We start from the raw sequence: 20379 nt of genomic DNA on the forward strand, positions 1-20379 counted from the left end.
ATGCCTCGGCGAGGACAGGGCCAGCGCTCCAGTTGACGCGCGTTAGTCAGTGTCGTACTGTGCTCCTATCGCTCGCATTAACGCGAGTTAGTCAACGAAGACAGGATTCCAATGAGCGGTCAGAATGCGTCGGCACACGGGGGTCCCGTGCGTGCGAAGGCAGTCACGATGGCCGACGTGGCACGCCACGCGGGCGTCAGCCGGACGGCAGTCTCCTTCGCTCTGAACGGTACGGACGCGGCCATCCCGGAGGGCACCAGGCGCCGCATCCGCGATGCCGCAGCCGAGCTCGGGTACCGCCCGAACGCGGCAGCCAGAGCACTCGCCGTCCAGCGCACCGGATGGTACGGCCTCGTCACGGAGATCGTGACGGCCCCGTTCGCCGTCGACATCGTGAAGGGCGCCCAGGCCGCCGCGTGGGAGCTCGGCAGCTTCCTCCTCATCGCCCCGAGCGATGAGGAGCCGACCATGGAGTCGCTCGCGATCGAGAAGCTGCTCGAGCAGCGGGTCGAGGGCATCATCATCGCCGCGACCTGGCATCGCGGCATCCGCGTGCCGGACAACGCGCACGACGTGCCCTGCGTGCTGGTGAACTGCTACGACCTCGACAATCGAGTGCCGAGCATCGTCCCCGATGAACGCCAGGGCGGGCGCACGGCAGCTCGCGCGCTCCTCGACGCCGGACACGAGCGCATCGGCCACATCACGCTCTCCCCCGGCATCGCGGCGACGGTCGGCCGCCTGGCGGGCCTCCGCGACGAGATGCGCCTGGCGGGGCTCCCCCTCGGCGACGAGCTCATCGAGTCGAGCGACGGGACAGCGGATGGTGGCTACGCCGCGGCCACCAGACTCCTCGATCTGCCCGAGCGACCGACCGCGATCTTCTGCGGCAACGACCGCGTCGCGATGGGCGCCTATGACGCCATCAAGGAACGCGGGCTCCGGATTCCCGAGGACATCTCCGTCGTGGGCTTCGACGACCAGGAGATCCTGGCCGGCTACCTGCGACCCGGCCTGACCACCGTCGCCCTTCCCTTCGAGGAGATGGGCGCGGCAGGGGTGACCATGCTCACCTCGCTGGCAGCGGGCGAGACGATCACCGATCGACAGATCGAGATCGCCTGCCCGCTGCGCTCGCGCTCGTCCATCGGAGGTCGAATCCGATGATCGAGCAAATCCCTGCCCTGCGAACTCCTACGCACGCGAAGAAAGAGACACCATGACCCTATCCATCAGACAGCGCGTCGTCACCGTGGTCGGCATGGGCGCCGTTGCCGCGGTCGCCATGTCCGGCTGCACTGCGTCCGCTTCCGGCGCCGGTGAAGCACTCCTGACGATCCCTCGCGAGGACATGGGGACGTTCAGCCAGAACTTCAACCCGTTCTCGCCGACCGCCGCCCCGATGACGCAGCAGGCGATCTACGAGTCGATGCTCATCTACAACCCCGCCGCTGGGGACACCGTGCCGTGGCTCGCCGAGTCCTGGGAGACGAGCGGTGACGGCCTCACGCAGACCTTCGACCTCCGCGACGGCGTGCTGTGGTCCGACGGCGAGGCGTTCACCGCCGACGACGTCGTGTTCACCGTCGACCTGCAGCGCGAGCTGCTCGGCGGATTCGACTACCTCGCCGACGCCAAGGCCGTCGATGCGGACACAGTCGAGTTCACGCTCTCGAAGCCGTACAGCCCGGCGCTCTACGAGCTGGGCCAGCTGACGCTCGTCCCCGAGCACATCTGGGCGGCCGAGGAAGATCCCGGCAACTTCGAGAACCCTCTGCCCGTCGGCACCGGCCCCTACACGGAGGTCACGAACTTCCAGGCGCAGTCGTTCGACCTCCTGCCGAACCCGAACTACTGGCAGGAGGGCGCCCAGAACATCCCCGGCATCCGGATGCTGGCGTTCGCCGGAAACGACGGGGCCAACCTGGCGGCCATCAACGGCGATGTCGATTGGGCCCCGCAGTACATTCCGAACATCCAGACCGCGTTCGTCGACCGCGACCCCGAGAAGCGGCACTACTGGTTCCCGCCGACGGGATCGATGATCAACTGGCAGCTCAACACGACGCTCCCGATGTTCTCCGACGTCCGCGTCAGGCAGGCGCTGTCCATGGCACTCGACCGCGAGCAGATCGTCGACGTCGGCATGTCCGGCTACACGAAGGCGGCGGACTGCACCGGGCTCTCTGGCGCGTATGACACCTGGCGCGACGAGGCGGTCGCGAGCTCCTGCGGCTGGGCCTCGCTCGACCTCGCAGCGGCGGCAGACCTCCTCGACGCGGCTGGATACCCGGAGGGCGCAGACGGGACGCGGACCACCCCGGACGGCCAGCCGTTCTCCTTCACCATCTCGGTCGGCTCGACGTCGAGCGACTGGCTCTCGGTCGCGAACATCATCGCGCAGAACCTGGGCGAGCTCGGCATCCAGGCGACCGTCGATTCGCCAGACTGGGCCTCGGTCGTCGCCGGATACGAGACCGGCGACTTCGAGACCGGCATCGTCTGGAGCGCCGCCGCGCCGACTCCGTACCAGTACTACCGCAACACGATGTCGACGGAGACCGTCGTTCCCGTCGGCGAGCAGACCTTCGACAACTACCACCGCTTCGGCAGTGCGGACGCCGATGCGCTGCTCGCCGAGCTGGCCAGCGCGTCCGAGCCGGAGCAGCAGGCAGCCGCGACCTCGGGCCTGCAGCAGCTCTTCGCGGAGCAGACCCCGGTCGTCCCCCTATTCTCGGGCCCTGAATGGGGTGCGTACACGACCGAGCGCTTCGTCGGCTGGCCGACGGAGGAGGACCCGTACGCGACCCTCGCGACCCGTTCCTCCACCACCGTGCTCGTGCTCACGAAGCTGACACCCGCCGAGTAGCAGCCGCCTCCTCCCGCCGCCGCCGGCCGGGCCATACCCCGGTCGGCGGCCCAGCCGCCGCCTGCCCTGAAGGGGCCGCGCCGCCATCCCATCAACTCCACCCGCTCCATCCATCGAGGAGGATGTCGTGAGCTTCATTCTGCGCAGGCTCGGGTTCTACCTGCTGGCCTTCTGGGTCTCCATAACCCTCAATTTTCTCCTCCCGCGTCTCATGCCGGGAGACCCCGTGACGCGCATGCTCTCGCGTTCTCAGCAGCGGCTCGACCCTGAGCAGGTCGATTCCCTTCGCGAGATGCTCGGCGTCAACGGCGGCCCATGGTGGCAGGAGTACCCCGAGTACCTGGTGCGCATCCTCACCGGCGACTTCGGCGTCTCCATCTCGAGGTTCCCGACCCCCGTGACGGAGGTCATCGCCCAGCAGCTGCCGTGGACGCTGCTCCTCGGCGCCGTGTCCCTGTTCATCGCCGTGATCATCGGCAACCTCCTCGGCATCCTGGCCGCGTGGCGTCGGGGCGGCGTGCTCGACTCGATCGTCCCGCCCCTACTGGTCTTCATCGGCTCGTTCCCCTACTTCTGGCTCGCGATGGGCGCGCTCTACGTCTTCGGAGTCATGCTCGGGTGGGCCCCGCTGCGGCACGCGTTCAGCGTCGGCCTCACGCCTTCGTGGGATCCGGTGTTCATCAGCGACGTCGCGGCGCACCTCGTCCTGCCTGCGCTCTCGATCGTGCTCGTGTCGATCGGCGGGTGGATGCTCGGCATGCGCAACACGATGATCGCCACGAACTCGGAGGACTACATCCTCATGGCGGAGGCGAAGGGGCTCAGCTCCTCACGTGTCATGCTCCGGTACGGGGCCAGGAACGCGCTGCTCCCGAGCGTCACCTCCATCGGGATGAGCCTCGGCTTCATCGTCGGCGGCGCCCTGCTCACCGAGGTCGTCTTCGCCTACCCGGGCGTCGGCTACCAGCTGCTCGCTGCCGTCCAGGGCCTCGACTACCCGCTCATGCAGGGCCTGTTCCTCACGATCACCGCCGCGGTGCTCCTCGCGAACTTCCTCGTCGACCTCATCTACGTCCGACTCGACCCGCGCGTTCGCGTGCGCTGAGAGGTACCCATGTCGATCCAAAGCCCCGAGTCGCTCGCGCACGCCTCAGCCGTCCGCGACGCGAGCCAACCGCCGAGCACCAGCTCGATCGCCACCCGTGAGCCGGATGCGCAGAACCGCTCGCGCGGACGTCAGCTGACGCGCCTGCTCCGCGCCCTGCTGCGTAACAAGAAGGCGCTGTCCGGGCTCATCATCCTGCTGGTGTTCGTGGTGCTCGCGCTCACCGCACCCGTGATCTTCCCAGGTGACCCGTCCCGGATCGGGTCGGGCGGAGCAACGCCACCCAGCGCGGATCACCTGCTGGGCACGACCGCGAAGGGGCAGGATGTGCTCGCGCTCACCGTCTGGGGAGCTCGCTCGAGCCTGCTCGTCGGGTTCGTCGCGGGTGTGCTCTCGACGCTCGTCGGCATCGTCGTCGGGCTCACGAGCGCCTTCTTCGGCAAGCGCGTGGACGATGCGCTCTCGCTGGTGACGAACGTCTTCCTCCTGATTCCCGGCCTCCCGCTGCTGGTGCTGCTCGCCGCGTTCCTCCCGCCGGGACTCGGCACGGTCATCGCTGTGCTGGTCATCACGGGCTGGGCTGGCAGCGCTCGGGTGCTCCGCGCTCAGGGCCTCTCGATCCGCGGCAAGGACTACATCGGCGCCGCCATCACCTCCGGAGAGCGACCGCTGTCGATCATCCTGCGGGAGATGCTGCCCAACGTGGCATCGATCGTGATGACCACGCTCCTCGCCTGCATCATCGGGGCGATCGGAGCGCAGGCCGGCCTCGAATTCCTCGGGCTCGGCGACCCGAACACCCTCTCGTGGGGCACCAACCTGTTCTGGGCGTCCAGCGACGGCGCGCTCATGATCGGCCAGTGGTGGATCTTCGTCCCCTCCGGTCTCGCGATCGCGCTCGTCGCTTTCGCCCTCGCCCTCTGCAACTACGCGGTCGACGAGGTCACCAACCCACGGCTCCGGAGGCCGCGCACCGCGCGGACCGCAACGGCACCCACGACCGTCGACCGCAAGGAGCAGGCACGATGAGCGTCCTCGAAGTCCGCGACCTCACGGTCGACTACGTCAGCGACGAGCGGTCCGTCCGCGGCGCCGACCGCGTGTCCTTCTCGATCGCGCAGGGTGAGATCCTCGGCCTCGCCGGGGAGTCCGGCTGCGGGAAGTCGACGTGCGCGAACGCCATCATGCGGCTGCTGAAGGAGCCGGCCCGGATCACGGGCGGCAGCATCCTCTTCGACGGCCAGGATGTGCTGAGCATGGACGCCGGGCGCCTTCGCGATTGGCGCTGGCGGGAGGTGGCCATGGTCTTCCAATCGGCGATGAGCTCGCTCAACCCGGTGATGCGCATCGGCGACCAGCTCGTCGACACGCTGCGGGCTCACGAGCGCATCTCGAAGCGCGACGCATGGCGCCGCGCAGGGGAGCTCCTCGAGATGGTCAGGGTGGGCGCGGACCGTCTCCGCTCGTACCCGCACCAGCTCTCCGGTGGCCAGCGACAGCGGGTGGTCATCGCGATGGCCTGCTCGCTCCGCCCCCGCCTGCTGATCCTCGATGAGCCCACGACGGCCCTCGATGTCGTGGTGCAGCAGGACATCCTGCAGCAGATCCGGGACCTCCAGCAGGAGCTCGACTTCGCCGTGCTGTTCATCACCCACGACATGTCGCTCATGCTCGAGCTGTCCGATCGCATCGGCATCATGGTCGCCGGCCGCATCGTGGAGGTCGCGCCCGCCGCGGTCATCCGGGACGGCGCGCGTCATCCGTACACCCGGGCGCTGCTCGGGGCGTTCCCACCGATCAGCGGCCCGAGGACGAAGCTCTCCGGCCTGGCTGAGGGTGTGCGCTTCACCGATGTCCCCGACCTCGTCGAGGTCGCCCCTAGCCACCTCGTCGCTCCGAGCGGCGCACTGATCGAGGAGGAGACGCGATGAGCGTCGTCACCGAGCACGAACCCGTCCTGCGCGTGCGGGGCCTCTCCAAGCGGTTCCCCGGTGCCGGCCTCTTCGGCCGCCGCGGCGCGGTGGATGCCCTGTCCGACGTCGACCTGTCGATCGGCCGCGGTGAGATCGTCGCGCTCGTCGGCGAGTCCGGGTCGGGCAAGTCGACGCTGGCGCGGTGCGTCGCGCGCCTCGAGCAGCCGACGTCGGGAACCGTCGAGCTCGACGGAGTGGATGTCCTGCGCTCCGAGCGCCGCTCAGCCTCCCGCGCCTACCGGAACCGCGTGCAGATGGTGTTCCAGGACCCCTTCGGATCGCTCAACCCGGCCCACCGCGTCGGGGCGGTCCTCGAGCGGACCTTCCAGCTGCACGGCATGGGCCAGGGCGACGTGCACGAACGCTGCGCCCAGCTCGTCGAGTCGGTGGGCCTGGATCGCCAGGTCCTGAGCGCATTCCCGCACGAGCTCTCGGGCGGCCAACGGCAGCGCATCGCCATCGCACGCGTGCTGGCCGTTGAGCCCGATGTCATCCTCGCCGACGAACCGACGTCGATGCTCGACGTCTCCGTGCGCATCGGCGTGCTGAACCTGCTCGCCGGGCTCAGGGACGAACGCGGCATCGCCATGCTCTACGTCACGCACGACCTCGCCTCGGCGAGGTACCTCGCCGATCGGATCCTGGTCATGCACCGCGGACGGATCGTCGAGGGCGGCGAGTCGACCACGCTGCTCGCCAACCCCAGCCACCCCTACACGCGCCTGCTCGTCGGCGCCGTCCCCGACCCCAATCGGAGCTCCGCGCCGGATGTCGGCGTTCGCGCCCGCCTGCGGGAGGAGATCGCCGCGTGGACCTCCGCGCCAGCGCTCTCGCGCCGCATCGTCGACGCCGACAACGACCACTGGGTGCTCGCACCCGAGGAGAACGAATGACCGACACCACCGTCCGCGCCGACGAGCAGCTCGTAAGGGCTCAATCGGACCGGCTTCGCCCCGCCTTCCACTTCACCTCGCCGGCCGGCTGGCTCAACGACCCGAACGGGGTCGCGCAGATCGACGGCCTCCACCACCTCTTCTACCAGCACAACCCGGAAGCTCCGGTGCACAACCGCATCCACTGGGGTCACGCCGTCAGCGACGATCTCGTGCACTGGCGCGATCGTCCGATCGCGCTCCGCCCCGGAGAGGGCGCCGACGGCGACGGCTGCTGGTCCGGCGTGCTCGTCGACGACGCTGGCACGCCGACACTCGTCTACTCTGGCCGCCAGGGGCTCCGCGAGCTGCCGTGCCTCGCCGTCGGCTCGGCCGATCTCGAGGAGTGGTCGCCGCTGCCTGAGCCGGTCATCTCGACCCCTCCCGAAGGTGACCTCACGGCGTACCGCGACCACTGCGTGTGGCGCGAGGGCGACGTGTGGCGCCAGCTCATCGGCTCGGGGGTGCGCGGGGACGGTGGGTGCGCATTCCTCTACGAGTCCACTGACCTCCGCGAGTGGCGGCTCATCGGCCCGCTCGCGTCGCTCCCCGCTGGCCAGATCGCCCTCGACGACCCGGACTGGACGGGAACGATGTGGGAGTGCGTCGACTTCTTCCGGCTGCTCCCCGGCGACTCAGCTGGAACCGCGGCGACGGCAGCGCCGGACGCCGCGAGCGGCGACCCGCACGCGCTCATCTTCTCCGCATGGCACGAGGGCGCGACCCTGCATCCGCTGATCGCCCTCGGGAGCTATCGGGGTGACCGGTTCCAGATCGACCGTGTCCAGCGGCTCGATCTCGGGAGGCGCCACGCCTACGCCCCGCAGACGTACCGCGACGAGGCGGGCCGACGCATCCTCTGGTCGTGGATGCAGGAGGGGCGCACCGACGAGGCCATGATCGCCTCGGGCTGGTCGGGGGCCATGGCCCTCCCCCGGACCCTGTGGCTCGACCGTGACGGCGTCGTCCGACAGGAGCCGGTTCCGGAGTTCGCCGCCCTGCGAACGCACGAGCTCGCCGGCGACTGGTCTGGCGACACCCTCGACATCGAGGTGGATGCGCTCGTCGGGGACGGTCAGCGGCTCGCCGTGACCGTTCTCGCCACCCCGGACGGCGAGGAGGCGTGTGTCGTCGAGCTCGCTCGCCGGGACGGAGCGCTGCACCTGAGCCTCGACCGATCCCGGTCCTCCGCCGACACGACCGCGGACCGTTCGCGCCTCGCCGGCACGGTGCCGGAGCCGGGCACCGCCGACGACCGCGAGCGCCCCTCGCGTCTCCGCATCGTCGTCGATCGGTCCTCGATCGAGGTGTTCTGCGATGGCATCGCCTTGACGGCTCGTGTCTACCCCACCCGCACCGATGCGCTCGGCGCGAGAGTCGAGGGGAACGCGGCGGTCACGCGCGCGACCGCGTGGCACATGGCAGGCGCCGAGGAGCACAACCGGATCCAGCTGCACTGAACACGGCACCGACCCACCCCCGAGGGAACCTGATGACGAGCACCGCACCGACCACCTTCCGTCCCGCGTTCCACATGAGCGTGCCCCGCGGGTGGAAGAACGATCCGCAGCGCCCCATCCGCGTGGGCGACGAGTACCTCTCCTACTACCTGGCGAACGACGACTACGTCGAGGGCGGGATCGGAACTTCGTGGCGGCTCGCGACCACGCGGGACCACGTTCGCTTCAGCGATCAGGGAACGGCGATCCCCAAGTTCGCGAACGGGAACGGGGACTGCTGGTCGGGCTCCGTCGTCGTCGATGCGCACAACACGGCCGGGTACGGACGTGACGCGGTTGTCGGGCTGGTCACGCAGGCGCCGGCTGGCGTGCAGGCGGTGTACCTCTGGGTCTCGACGGATGGCGGGCGCACCTTCACTCCTGGCCCGCCCGACCCCGTCCTCGCGAACCCCGGGGTCGTCGACTTCCGCGACCCGAAGGTCGTGTGGGATGACGACCGTGCGCGCTGGTGCATGCTCCACGCGGAGGGCGACACGATCGGCTTCTACGTGTCGGCTGACCTGCACGGTTGGCGGCGGGTCGGCGAGCATCGCATCGAGGGCATCGGCCTCCTCGAATGCCCCGACCTGTTCCGGATGCGCGCGAGCGACGGCACGCGGCACTGGGTCCTCGGCACGAGTGCGAACGGCAAGGCTAGGGGCCTGCCCGCGACGTACGCCTACTGGGTCGGCGAGTTCGATGGCTCGGCCTTCACCTGCGACGAGCGGGAGGCCCTGTGGCTCGACCACGGGTTCGACTTCTACGGCGCCGTCACCTACGACGCGCATGACGCGGGCGGAGACGTCGACGAGTCGCTGCGCCGCGCCATCGGCTGGGCGAACTTCTGGGACTACCCGCACAATGCGCCATCGATGGTGACCGACGGGTACAACGGCGACGACATGATCGTGCGGGAGCTTCGCCTGCACCGACGCGGCAGCGGTTACGCGCTGAGCGCTCAGCCACCGGCCGCGCTCCTGGAGCACGCCACTCGCCGCCATTCGCTGGGGACCGTCGCCGTCGCCGGGTTCTCGGACCTCGAGGTGCGGGCGGTGGCGTACGAGCTGCGCTGCGAACTGCGCTGGGACCCGAGCTCGCCACCCACCGGTGCCGGGCTGGAGCTCCGTCGCGCGAGCGGGGGTGCTCGGCGCATCGGGGTAGGGCTGTCGTTCGCGGATGCCTCGATCTCCGTGGACCGCGGTGAGACGTGGAGCCCGAGCGGCGGCGCGACGACGACGAGCATCGACGCGTCGACGGGATCGCTCCACCTTCGGATCCTCGTCGACCGGTCCAGCATCGAGGTCTTCGTCGGCGAGGGGTTCGAGGTGCACTCGCATCGTGTGTTCCCGCTGCCAGCCGACGACGGCATCCGGCTGCTCGCCGCGGGCGGCCAGATGACCTTCGCGGACCTCGAGATCATCGAGCTCGAGGTCCGCTGAGGCGCATTCGCCCGTGTGCTCAGTCCAGCGCGGCCGAGACGGGCACGCGTGGCCGGGGCTCTTCAGCCAGCTCGGCGGATGAGGGCGGGTCCGCGCCGGGACGGGAGACGGTGATCGCCGCCGCCCTGGCCGCTCGTTCCAGCAGGCTGCTCAGGTCTGCGCGATCGATGCGGCGGAGGGCCCCGCGGGCCGCGCCGTCCCTGAAGCCGAGCCGGAGCATGCCCTCGATGATCGCCGACATAAACGTGTCACCGGCGCCCACCGTGTCGGCCACCGCCACCGAGGCCGCGGCGACGTCCGTCGTTCCGGCCTCGGTCACTGCGGTTGCACCGTTGCCCCCTGCGGTCACGACGACGACCGAGGGGCCCATCGCGCGCCAGGCGCTGGCGACGTCGACGAGGCGTTCCCCGGGGTAGAGCCAGGCGAGGTCCTCGTCGCTGGCCTTCACGACATCCGCGAGCGCCACGATCTCCTCGACGCGCCCACGGACCTCGCGGTGATCGCCGAGGAGTGCAGGCCTGATGTTCGGGTCGTAGGTGACGAGCGCGCCTCCGCGCAGTCGCCGGATCGCCTGGAGCACCTCGCGTGCGCCCGGCTCGAGCAGCGCCGCGATGGACCCGGTGTGCACGATGCCGGCAGTCACGGCGTCATCGACTCGGACGTCCCAGTCGAGCTGGAAGTCGTAGCTCGCCGACCCCGACTCGTCGAGGAATGCGGTCGCCGTCGACGTGGTGCCTGTGCTCGATCCCCCTCCGGTCAGGATCTCGACGCCGGACGCCTGCAGCCACGCGCGGACGCTCTCGCCGCGCCGGTCGTCGCCGATCCGCGTCAGCAGGCGGGGGCGACAGCCGAGTCGTCCGAGCGCGAGCGCCACGTTCGCGGGGCTTCCCCCTGGGCTCTCGTCGATGCTCCCGTCCACCCGGTGGACGACATCGACGAGCGCCTCGCCGATGACGAGGACGCTGGCGGTTGACAGGCCGGGCGCCATGCCTGCGGTGCCTCGCATCCCGATCAACGCCCCGTCGAGCGCAGGAAGCTCAGCTCGCTCTGCGCCTCTTCGATGAGCGGGGTGAGCCGGTCGTTGAAGGCCTGCCCAGCAGGATGCGCCAGGTGGGCCTGGAACGCGGCGTCGTCCGCGTAGATCTCGAAGACCAGGAATCGGGCAGGCGCCTCCTGCCTGCGGTAGACCTGGAACTCCAGATTGCCTGGCTCGGCTCGCACGACCTCGGCGTAGGCGAGGATCAGCTCCAGGACTGCGGCCTCGGTGCCGGGCCTGGCCGTGAACTCCGCGTAGAGCGTCGTCTGCTCAGCGCCCGATGCGCCGTCCTCGCCCTCACGCATCAGCGGCCCCCGTCATGATCGCGACGGCGTCGGTCATGCTGTGCGACTGCGGCGTTATGGTCGCCGCTCGCTTCCCGAGGCGCTGGATGTGGATCCGGTCGGCGACCTGGAAGACGTGCGGCATGTTGTGCGAGATCAGGATGACGGGAACGCCCTGCTCGCGGAGCCGCTCGATGAGCTCGAGCACCTGCTTCGACTCCCGGACGCCAAGCGCCGCCGTCGGCTCGTCGAGCACGACGACCTTCGATCCGAACGCCGCCGCCCGGGCGACCGCGACCGCCTGCCGCTGACCGCCCGACAGGTTCTCGACGGCGACCGTGACGTCCTGCAGCGTCGAGATGCCGAGGCGCTGGACCTGCTCGCGGGCCTCCTTGCGCATCCCCGAGGTGTCGAGGGCACGGAACACCGTGCCCGCGATGCCAGGCTTGCGCCGTTCACGCCCGAGGAAGAGGTTGGATGCCACGTCGAGCGCAGGCGACACCGCGAGGTTCTGGTACACGGTCTCGATGCCAGCGTCGCGTGCATCCTGCGGTCGCTTGAAGTGAACCGGCTCGCCGTCCAGCAGCAGCTCCCCCTGGTCCGGCACGTAGGCGCCGGTGAGGCACTTGATGAGCGTCGACTTCCCGGCGCCGTTGTCGCCGATGATCGCGAGCACCTCTCCGGCGTGCAGCTGAAGGCTCACCCCATCCAGCCCCACGACCTTGCCGAAGGTCTTGACCAGCCGCTTCGCCTCGAGGACCGGGACCCCCTTCGGTGCTGTCATGGGCTCGACCGCGTCTGCTACGAGGCTCATTTGCGTACCTTCCTGATCCACTGGTCGACGGAGACCGCGACGATGACGAGAATTCCGATGGCGAGGGTCTGATAGAGACCGTCGACGCCTGCAAGGAAGAGGCCGTTTCGGAAGACGCCCACGATGATCGCCCCGAGCAGCGTTCCCCAGATGATTCCCCGCCCGCCGAAGAGCGAGGTTCCGCCGATGACGACGGCGGTGATCGAGTCCAGGTTGAGGTCGGCGCCGGCGTTGGGGCTGGCGGCACCCGATCGGCCGATCTGGATCCACGCGGCGACCGCGAGGACGGCACCGGCGACGACGTAGACGCTCATGAGCACCTTCGTCGTGGAGATGCCAGCCAGTCGCGCAGCCTCGGCATCGTCGCCGACCGCGTAGACGTGCCTCCCCCACGCGGTCCGCCCGAGCACGTACGCGACGAGCACGTAGAGCGCGAACATGATGATGACGCCGACGGTGAGCATGACGTCGCCGACCGGGAAGGCCGTGGCCGTCCACGTGAGAAGCTCTGGCATCTCCGCCTTGCGGATCGTCTGCCCGCCGCTGTACAGCAGCGTCAGCGCGACGAAGACGTTCAGCGTGCCGAGCGTCGCGATGAAGGGCGGCAGCTTGACCCTCGTGACCAGGAACCCGTTGAGGGTGCCGGCGGCCAGCGCGGCGAGTAGGCCAGCGAGCAGCGCCAGCGGGGCGGGGAACCCGTTCTGGACCGCGGTCTGCGCGGTGACCATCGAGGCCAGGATCATGGCAGCCCCGACCGACAGGTCGATGCCTGCGGTCAGGATGATGAGCGTCTGGGCGATCGCGACCGTGCCCACGACCGAGACCTGGTCGAGGATGAGCGACAGGTTTCCCGGGGCGAAGAACCTGGGGTTGATCGTGCCGAAGACGATGATGGCGATCACGAGCACGACGGCCGGGCTGATGGCCGGATAGCGGTGGAGGACGCCGCGGACCCGATCGAGCGGGGTCCGCCGGTCGAGGAATTCGGCGGCGAGGTCGAGAGATGAGGTGGGAGGAGAGGTCTGAGTCACGAGTTCACTTCCTTGCAGTGGCGAGAGGCGTCGCGGCGCCGTGTGGCTGTCGCGACGGGTGCTGGACTACTTCGTGCCCCAGCAGAGCTCCGCACCCTCGGTCGTGTCGATGGACTCCACACCGTCAGCGGGCTGGTCGGTCACCAGCGAGACACCCGTGTTGAAGAAGTCCAGGCCTTCGCTGGTCTCCGGGGTGCTGCCCGTTCCGACGAGCTCAGCGATCGCCTCGACGCCGAGCTCCGCCATCTTCACCGGGTACTGCTGGCTCGTGGCGTCGATGATGCCGTCGGCGACCTGGCCGACACCGGCGCATCCGCCGTCGATCGAGACGATCGTGACATCGTCCTTGCTCTTCCCCGCTGCCTCGAGAGCCTGGTAGGCGCCGTAGGCGGCGGGTTCGTTGATGGTGTAGACGACGTTGATGTCCGGGTTCTTGGCGAGGAGGTTCTCCATCGCCGTGCGCCCACCGTCCTCGGCACCCTGGGATGCCTCGTTCCCGACGATCGTGTACTTGCCGCCCTGTCCGCCGGAGTAGTTCCCCTGCGGGGCTTCGTCGCCGTTGACCGTGTCACTGCCGAGCTCGATGCCCATGCCCTGGAGGAACCCCTGGTTCCGGTTGTAGTCGACCGAGACCGCCTTGTCGTCGAAGAGGTCGATGAGGCCGATGACGGCATCCTTGCCAGCAAGCGAGTCCGCTGCCCACTCGCCGACGTACTGCCCGGCGAGGAAGTTGTCGGTCGCGAAGGTGATGTCGACGGAGTCCGCCGGGTCCGGCACGGTGTCGAGGGCGATGACGAACAGGCCGGCGTCGCGAGCCTTCTGGACGGCGTCGAGCACGGCAGGCCCGTTCGGGGTGATGAGGATTCCCGCGTCGCCCTTGGAGATGGCCGCCTCGATGGCCTGGATCTGCGTGTCCTCGTCGCCGTCCTCCTTGCCTGCTGCGAGGGTGAGCGTCACCCCGTTCGCATCCGCTGCCGTCTGCGCGCCGTCCTGCATCGCGATGAAGAACGGGTTCGAGTTGGTCTTGACGATGAGCGAGACGCCGATGTCGCCCTCTCCCCCACCCTGCGCGCCCTGGTCGGCTCCGGCGCATCCCGTCAGCGTCAGCGCTGCGATGGCGAGCACCGAGGAGGCGGCGAGAAATGGCTTCCGAGCGATTGGATTGCGGTTCTTCATTGAATTCCCCTGATCGTCTGCGTTGATTGACAACGTTGTCAACGACGTTTGTACTCCATGCGCCGAGTAGAGTCAACAGGCCGTCGAAAGAAAGGTCGATCGTGACAACAGCACCTCGGCGAGACGACCCCGCGAGCGGGCGCTCGCGCACGACCATGAAGCAGGTCGCCTCCCTCGCAGGCGTCGGAGTGAAGACCGTCTCCCGCGTCGTCAACAACGAGCCGAACGTGTCCGCGACCACCACCGAGCGAGTGTGGAACGCCGTCAGGGCCCTGAACTACCACGTGGACCTCGCCGCCGGGAACCTCCGCAGAGCCGACGGACGCAGCCGGACGATCGGCCTCCTGGTCGGCAGCGTCGACAACCCGTTCGCGGCCGCGATCCACCGCGCGGTGGAGGACGCGGCCCTGCACCACAGCGTGGCCGTGTTCGCATCGTCGCTCGACGACGACGCCACCCGCGAGGAGGGTGCCGTCAGCGCATTCATGCGACGGCGCGTGGACGGCCTGATCCTGACGACGACCCAGCAGCCCACCTACCTCACCACCCTCCGCGACCGGGACATCCCGGCCGTGTTCGTCGACCGTGTCCCCCAGGGGCTCGACCTCGACGTCGTCTCGAGCGACAACCAGGCCGCGGCAGCACGGGCGACGGCGCACCTGATCGAGCACGGCCACCAGCGGATCGCGCTCCTCACCGACCGACTCTCGATCCAGACGGCCGAAGAGCGCCGTCGAGGCTTCCTCGAAGCCCTGGGTGAGGCCGGCATCCCCACACGGCTCGCCACGATCGTCACGGAGCTCCACGACGAGGAGACCTCGCGCGCGGCGCTCGGCCGACTGCTCGACTCCGAGACGCCACCGACGGCGGTCTTCAGCGCCCAGAACCTCGTCACCATCGGGGCCCTGCGCGCCCTCCGGGAGCGGGGCCTGCAGAACGAGATCGCGCTGGTCGGCTTCGATGACCTCCCACTTGCAGACCTGCTGGTTCCCGGCGTCACCGTGATCGCCCAGGACCCACAGCAGATCGGGCAGCGCGCAGCCGAGCTGCTCTTCGACCGCCTCGGCGGCGACCGTGGCCCCGCCCAGCGCGTCACCGTCCCAACCCGCCTCATCGAGCGCGGCAGCGGCGAGATCCTCGCCCCCGCCTCCTGACGAGGCCATCACCCCCTCCCGTCGAGGTTGACGCCAATCGACTCTTGCTTTGTCCGGTGGACAGTCTCTAGCATCGCTCGAAATGGATTGACATCGTTGTCAGTCCAGTCCGTTGCATTCGACGCACTGAGAAGAAATCGAGCGAATCCATGACATCGACGTCACCGAGACACCCGAGAAGGACGCGGAAGGCTCTCGCCGCGCTGGCAGCCACCAGCATCGCGTTCGCCGTCCTCGCCGGCACAGCCGCCACAGCCACCGCCGAGGAGTCGGCCGAGGCGGGACAGGAGCAGTTCCGCCCGCAGTTCCACTTCTCCCCCGAGAAGAACTGGATGAACGACCCCAACGGCATGGTGTACGTCGACGGCATCTATCACCTCTACTACCAGCACAACCCAGAGGGCACACGCTGGGGGAACATGAGCTGGGGCCACGCGACCTCCACCGACCTCATGCACTGGGAGGAGCAGCCGCTCGCACTCCCCCAGACCTTCGACGATTCCGGAGTCGCGATCGAGGACATCTTCTCTGGCTCCATCGTCGTCGACGAGACCAACAGCTCCGGTTTCGGGACCGGAGACGAGCCCCCGCTCGTCGCCATCTACACGAGCGCATACACCCAGGATCATCCGACTCACCCCGGGATCCAGGCCCAGTCGCTCGCCTACAGCAATGACGGCGGATACACCTGGACGAAGCACGAGGGCAACCCCGTCTACGACCGCGGCTCCGCCAACTTCCGAGACCCGAAGGTCTTCTGGTACGACGGTCCGGCCGGTGCGTACTGGGTCATGGCGGCCGTCGAGGCGGTCGACCACAAGGTGATCCTCGCGAAGAGCACCGACCTGCGCTCCTGGGAGCACCTCTCGGAGTTCGGGCCCGCGAACTCCACGGAGGGCATCTGGGAGTGCCCGGAGCTCTTCGAGCTGCCCGTCGACGGCAACCCGGATGAGACGAAATGGGTCATGGTCGTCAATCTCAACCCGGGTGCCGTGGCTGGCGGCAGCGGGGGCCAGTACTTCGTCGGCGACTTCGACGGCACCGAGTTCACCAGCGAGACCACCGTCGAGCCAGGCACCACGGCAGAAGGAACCCCGTTCGCGACCTTCGACGGCGGAGACTTCAGCGGGTGGACCGTCACCAACGAGTCCGGGAACGAGGCCGATGGCCCGTGGGGGCTTGCACCGGCGGCCGGGACGCTGCCGGGCCAGGGCCCCGTCAAGGGCACCATCGGAGCCGGCTTCGCGAACGGCTTCCACGGCGGAGACTGGCCGGTGGGCTCGCTCGAGTCCCCGCAGTTCACGATCGAATCCGACGTCATCAACCTGCTCGTCGGCGGAGGCAACCACCCGCACGTGGACGGCTCGCAGCTCGGGAACGAACCGCCGGCGGGCACCACCGTCTTCGACTTCGAGCTCGCCGATGGCGAGACCCTCCTCGGCTCAGGCTGGGAGGCGACGGGCGACTTCGCCCTCGACCCGGCACGCAGTCCCTCGACGACGAGCGGCGAGTACGCGCTCGGCGACAAGCGCGTCAACACGTGGGAGGGCGGGCCGCTCGGAGACGACAACACGGGCACGATCACGTCGCCCTCCTTCACGCTCGACGGCGATTTCGCTTCCTTCCTCGTCGGCGGGGGCAACCGCACCGACGGCACCCTCCAGGTCGAGCTGCTCGTCGATGGCAGCGTCGTGCGCACGCAGACCGGCGCCAACGCCGGGCAGATGACATGGCAGTCGTGGGACATCAGCGAGTTCGCCGGCAAGGATGCGCAGCTCCGCGTTCGAGACGAGGCGACAGGCGGCTGGGGGCACCTCACCTTCGATCACCTCGTGATCGGCGACGAGCCCTCGCAGCTTCGCTCGGAGGAGACCGCGGTCAACCTCATCGTCGACGGCGAAGTCGTGCGCACGGCGACCGGCAGGAACAGCGAGACGCTCGACTGGTCGAGCTGGGACGTCTCCGACCTCCGCGGACAGCAGGCCACGATTCAGGCGGTCGATCAGAACAGGTCGGGCTGGGGCCACCTGATGCTGGACCAGATCATGTTCGCCGACACGAGCGTCCCATCGACGCTCGAGAGCTACGACTGGCTCGACTGGGGCCGCGACTACTACGCGACGGTCTCGTACTTCGGCACCCCGGACGGGAGCCGGATCATGCAGGGCTGGATGAACAACTGGGATTACGCCAACGACATTCCCACCTCGACGTGGCGCAGCTCGATGACGCTCCCGCGCGAGGTCGTCCTGACCTCGACTCCAGCGGGACCGCGCCTCAAGCAGCAGGTCGTCCCCCAGGTCGCTGAGCAGCTCGACGTGGCAGGCGCGGCCACGCGCACGGACGTCGCCCTCAATGGCGCGGTGGATCTCGGGCTCTCGGGAGACGTCGTGAAACTCGAGGTGACCCTGGAACCGGGCGAGGCGCAGCGGGCGGGAATCACGGTCTTCGGGGACGCCGAGTCGGGAACCCGCATCGGCTACGACGCCGCGCAGGGACGCCTGTTCGTCGACCGGACGAACTCCGGCGACGTCGACTTCCACCCCGCCTTCGCATCGGTGGAGGATGCGCCGGTCGCCCTCGACGACGACGGCTCGGTTACCTTCTCCCTCTACCTGGATCGCGCATCCGTCGAGCTCTTCACGGCGGACGGGATGGTGACCATCACCGATCAGGTGTTCCCGAACGAGGGCGCGGACGCCATCACCGCCTGGTCCGAGGGCGGAGCGGCGACGCTACGACGCATCACCGTCACGCCGGTCACGCCGACGATGTGGCAGGAGCCCGGACCCGTCGTTACCCCGCCGACCGCGACGGCCACGGCAGCTCCGACCGGGGGCGCCACGCCCTCGCCGTCAGCCACCTCCGCATCCACATCCGCACCCACGTCCACGTCCGCACCCACATCCACGCCTCAGGGTGGATCGGACACCGGGACGCCGACTCCGGAGGGGCTGGCGTCGACCGGCGCGGACTTCCCCCTGGCGGCGGTCCTCTTCGGCCTGGCGCTTGTCGGCGGCGGAGCGGTGCTGGGTGCTCGACGACTCGGTCGCCGAGGTCAGTAGCAAGAGCCTCCCGGCGATAGGGCCCGGCGGGCCCTATCGCCGATCACTGCCCGGCGTTTCGCCCTCTGAGACCGCTCCCAGAGGGCGAAACGCCGGGCAGCGTCGCAGACGGGCGGGCGCAGGGGCCGGCGGGTGTGCGGGGCGCGGGGCGGACCCCGGTTACTCCTCGAGGGGGCCGAGCGTGGCCTGCGCGACGAAGCGAGCGACGGGAGACGCCGTCACCTCGAGCTCGACGATCGCGACCGTGTTGACGCCGGCGCGGAGCACCGAGCCCGGCACGTAGAGCGTCTGCTGCGGTCCGCTGCGCCAATAGCGCCCGAGCAGGAACCCGTTCACCAGGGCGTACCCCTTGCCCCACTCGGCGGTGTCGAGGTAGAGGTCGCTCGGCGCTTCGAGCTCGAACTCGCCGCGAAGCCCGGTGAGCCCGAGCGGCGTCTCGGGATGAGCCAGTGGCGCGGATGCATCGGCCGCAGCAAGAGCAGCACCACCGGCGCCGGGTGCGCTGGTGAGCGCCGAGCCGATCGCGATTCCGGCCTCTGCGACGTCGATGGGCGTCGCCGTCCACCCTTCGAGGGGAGCCCCGTCGAGGAGCGGCGTGCCGATGATGCCCTTTTCCTCGCCGATGCGCTCGGCGTAGTTGACGCGACCCTGCTCCTCCACGAGCACGCGCAGCCGCGTCCCGGCGGGCACGACGATCGACGTCTCGTGGAGGGTGCGCGATAGCGTGCCGAAGGGGACGCCGTCGATGGAGAGCCACGCGAAGTCGCGCACGTCCTCGAACTCCAGCAGGCGGGGTGCGGATGCGCGCGGCAGCTCGGTCTCGTAGGCGACCAGGGCGCTCAGATGCTGCAGGGCATCGAAGGTCGGGGGCGTCGTGTGGCGTTCGGGACTGACGGGCGGGAGCCACGCATCCGGAGCCACGACGGAGAGCGGCACCTCGAACTCGGAAGCTGGGACCGCGAGCGCGGGGGTCTCCGCCGGCACATCGGCGTACTTCGCGATGACGTCCCTGAACGCGAAGAACTTCGGGGTGGGGTTCCCTGCCTCGTCGAGCGGCGCGTCGTAGTCGTAGGAGGTCGTGATGGGCAGGTACCTGCCCTTGTGGTTCGCCCCGTTGGTGAGGCCGAAGTTGGTGCCACCGTGGACCATGTAGAAGTTCACGGAGGCGCCTGCGGCGAGCAGCGCGTCGAGCTCGCGAGCCGCATCCTCGACGCTCGTCGTGTGATGGAAGGCGCCCCACCAGTCGAACCAGCCGTCCCAGAACTCGGCGCACATGAGCGGGCCGGTCGGCTGGTGGCGCCGCAGGGTGGCGAGGCGCTCCTCGGCGCGCGACCCGAACGAGCCGGTGAGGTGCACGCCGTCGACGCTGCCGTCGCTCAGCATCTGGTCGGTGGGCTGATCGATCGTCGTGAGCGGCACCGTGATGCCAGCCTCGCGGGTGACCTCGACGAGCCGCTCGAGGTAGGCAGTGTCGTTGCCGTAGGCGCCGTACTCGTTCTCGATCTGCACGAGCACCACGGGGCCGCCGACGTCGATCTGCCGCGGCGCGACGATGTCGTAGACGCGCTGCAGGTAGGTCTCGACCTCGTGCAGGTAGCTAGGTTCCGAGCGTCGCAGCCCCACCCCGGGCATCGCGGTGAGCCACGTCGGGAGCCCGCCGTTGTGCCATTCCGCGCAGATGTAGGGGCCTGGGCGCACGATGGCGTGCATCCCCTCGGCCGCGATCAGGTCGAGGAACCGGCCGAGGTCGTTCCAGCCGGTCGCATCCCACTCCCCCTTGCGGGGCTCGTGGGCGTTCCAGGCGACGTAGGTCTCGATCGTGTTGAGGCCCATGAGCTTGGCCTTGTGGATGCGGTCGGCCCACTGCTCGGGATGCACGCGGAAGTAGTGCAGCGCCCCGGAGAGCACGCGGTGGGGTTCGCCGTCGAGGAGGAAGTGCTCTTCGCCGATCTCGAAGGTCATGTGAGCAGACTCCTGTCTTCTGTCTTCGCTGACATCGGGG

Annotated in this window: 16 protein-coding genes; 10 read left to right on the forward strand and 6 right to left on the reverse strand. The window is 69.2% G+C overall.

What is annotated here, in order from left to right:
* Positions 1 to 111: 111 nt before the first annotated feature.
* From C5E05_RS15415 to C5E05_RS15450, 8 genes are all read left to right on the forward strand, one after another.
* A complete protein-coding gene (locus C5E05_RS15415; RefSeq protein WP_104240332.1) occupies positions 112 to 1167 on the forward strand; it encodes a LacI family DNA-binding transcriptional regulator in 1056 nt (351 codons plus the stop codon).
* 52 nt (positions 1168 to 1219) lie between these two features.
* Positions 1220 to 2869, forward strand: a complete 1650-nt coding sequence (locus C5E05_RS15420; RefSeq protein ID WP_104240331.1) for an ABC transporter substrate-binding protein — start codon at positions 1220 to 1222, stop codon at positions 2867 to 2869.
* Between the two features lie 127 nt (positions 2870 to 2996).
* The gene (locus C5E05_RS15425; protein WP_104240330.1) at positions 2997 to 3974 is read left to right on the forward strand and encodes an ABC transporter permease; all 978 of its coding nucleotides are present in this window, start codon (positions 2997 to 2999) and stop codon (positions 3972 to 3974) included.
* A gap of 9 nt (positions 3975 to 3983) precedes the next feature.
* The gene (locus C5E05_RS15430; RefSeq protein ID WP_104240329.1) at positions 3984 to 5003 is read left to right on the forward strand and encodes an ABC transporter permease; all 1020 of its coding nucleotides are present in this window, start codon (positions 3984 to 3986) and stop codon (positions 5001 to 5003) included.
* Positions 5000 to 5905, forward strand: a complete 906-nt coding sequence (locus tag C5E05_RS15435) for an ABC transporter ATP-binding protein (protein WP_104342432.1) — start codon at positions 5000 to 5002, stop codon at positions 5903 to 5905. Before C5E05_RS15430 ends, C5E05_RS15435 begins: the two co-directional genes overlap by 4 nt.
* Positions 5902 to 6840: an ABC transporter ATP-binding protein gene (locus C5E05_RS15440; RefSeq protein ID WP_104298237.1), complete on the forward strand. Its 939-nt coding sequence runs from the start codon at positions 5902 to 5904 to the stop codon at positions 6838 to 6840. The genes C5E05_RS15435 and C5E05_RS15440 overlap by 4 nt, the downstream gene beginning before the upstream one ends.
* Positions 6837 to 8339: a glycoside hydrolase family 32 protein gene (locus C5E05_RS15445; RefSeq protein WP_104305880.1), complete on the forward strand. Its 1503-nt coding sequence runs from the start codon at positions 6837 to 6839 to the stop codon at positions 8337 to 8339. The genes C5E05_RS15440 and C5E05_RS15445 overlap by 4 nt, the downstream gene beginning before the upstream one ends.
* 32 nt (positions 8340 to 8371) lie before the next feature.
* Positions 8372 to 9817: a glycoside hydrolase family 32 protein gene (locus C5E05_RS15450; RefSeq protein WP_104305879.1), complete on the forward strand. Its 1446-nt coding sequence runs from the start codon at positions 8372 to 8374 to the stop codon at positions 9815 to 9817.
* Between the two features lie 19 nt (positions 9818 to 9836).
* On the opposite strand, the gene C5E05_RS15455 is transcribed toward C5E05_RS15450, so the two are convergent.
* From C5E05_RS15455 to C5E05_RS15475, 5 genes are all read right to left on the reverse strand, one after another.
* Complete coding sequence (locus tag C5E05_RS15455; RefSeq protein ID WP_258064896.1) at positions 9837 to 10823, reverse strand: PfkB family carbohydrate kinase; 987 nt, start codon at positions 10821 to 10823, stop codon at positions 9837 to 9839.
* 5 nt (positions 10824 to 10828) lie between these two features.
* Positions 10829 to 11158 carry a putative quinol monooxygenase gene (locus C5E05_RS15460; RefSeq protein ID WP_104298233.1) on the reverse strand — a complete coding sequence of 110 codons (330 nt, stop codon included), beginning with the start codon at positions 11156 to 11158 and terminating at the stop codon, positions 10829 to 10831.
* Positions 11151 to 11951, reverse strand: coding sequence for an ATP-binding cassette domain-containing protein (locus C5E05_RS15465; protein ID WP_258064897.1), 801 nt, complete (start codon positions 11949 to 11951; stop codon positions 11151 to 11153). The genes C5E05_RS15460 and C5E05_RS15465 overlap by 8 nt, the downstream gene beginning before the upstream one ends.
* Positions 11948 to 12982, reverse strand: coding sequence for an ABC transporter permease (locus tag C5E05_RS15470; RefSeq protein ID WP_104240321.1), 1035 nt, complete (start codon positions 12980 to 12982; stop codon positions 11948 to 11950). The genes C5E05_RS15465 and C5E05_RS15470 overlap by 4 nt, the downstream gene beginning before the upstream one ends.
* Before the next feature lie 66 nt (positions 12983 to 13048).
* Positions 13049 to 14158, reverse strand: coding sequence for a substrate-binding domain-containing protein (locus tag C5E05_RS15475; protein ID WP_104298231.1), 1110 nt, complete (start codon positions 14156 to 14158; stop codon positions 13049 to 13051).
* Positions 14159 to 14259: 101 nt separating this feature from the next.
* On the opposite strand from C5E05_RS15475, the gene C5E05_RS15480 reads away from it, so the two are divergent.
* On the forward strand, positions 14260 to 15312 hold the full coding sequence (locus C5E05_RS15480) for a LacI family DNA-binding transcriptional regulator (RefSeq protein WP_308471904.1): 1053 nt from the start codon (positions 14260 to 14262) through the stop codon (positions 15310 to 15312).
* A 149-nt stretch (positions 15313 to 15461) separates the two neighbouring features.
* Positions 15462 to 18377: a glycoside hydrolase family 32 protein gene (locus C5E05_RS15485; protein WP_104342434.1), complete on the forward strand. Its 2916-nt coding sequence runs from the start codon at positions 15462 to 15464 to the stop codon at positions 18375 to 18377.
* Between the two features lie 159 nt (positions 18378 to 18536).
* On the opposite strand, the gene C5E05_RS15490 is transcribed toward C5E05_RS15485, so the two are convergent.
* Positions 18537 to 20339 carry a beta-galactosidase family protein gene (locus C5E05_RS15490; protein WP_104342435.1) on the reverse strand — a complete coding sequence of 601 codons (1803 nt, stop codon included), beginning with the start codon at positions 20337 to 20339 and terminating at the stop codon, positions 18537 to 18539.
* Between the last annotated feature and the right edge of the window lie 40 nt (positions 20340 to 20379).

Source organism: Pseudoclavibacter sp. AY1H1 (assembly GCF_002931055.1).
In the GTDB taxonomy this organism is placed as follows: Bacteria; Actinomycetota; Actinomycetes; order Actinomycetales; family Microbacteriaceae; genus Pseudoclavibacter.